The 427-nt window shown below is 60.9% G+C and carries 2 rRNA genes; both read left to right on the forward strand.

The annotated features are described in order from the left end of the window. Nucleotides 1-167 (forward strand): 23S ribosomal RNA (locus EIK80_RS25100); the annotation flags it as partial. Nucleotides 168-328: 161 nt separating this feature from the next. Beyond that, nucleotides 329-427, forward strand: a 5S ribosomal RNA gene (gene rrf, locus EIK80_RS25105); the annotation flags it as partial.

Here is a 427-nt window from a genome sequence, read left to right on the forward strand (position 1 = left end):
GGATAACCGCTGAAAGCATCTAAGCGGGAAGCCTGCTCCAAGATAAGCATTCCATAGGACTACGGGTCCTTGAAGTCCCCATGCAGAACACGTGGTTGATAGGCCGGACGTGGAAGCCCCGCGAGGGGTGGAGCCGACCGGTACTAACGGACGAAAGGCAACACAACAATCCAACCCCGGTTGGAACGCATCGATCCTGCTGCGAACCATCCCCACGACAATGAGCACGGGATGAACACAAGACGAACCAACGCATCGCGTCCACCATCCGGTTCCCAGGCCGCCACAAGCCGGCAGACCCCAGCGTCTGACCGTACAACAGAAGATTTGCGGCGGCCATGGCCCAGGTGAGACGCCCGGTCCCATTCCGAACCCGGAAGCTAAGGCCTGGCACGGCGATGGTACTGCACCCGGCAGGGGGTGGGAG

The organism is Caulobacter sp. 602-1, assembly GCF_003931565.1.
Lineage (GTDB): Bacteria > Pseudomonadota > Alphaproteobacteria > Caulobacterales > Caulobacteraceae > Caulobacter.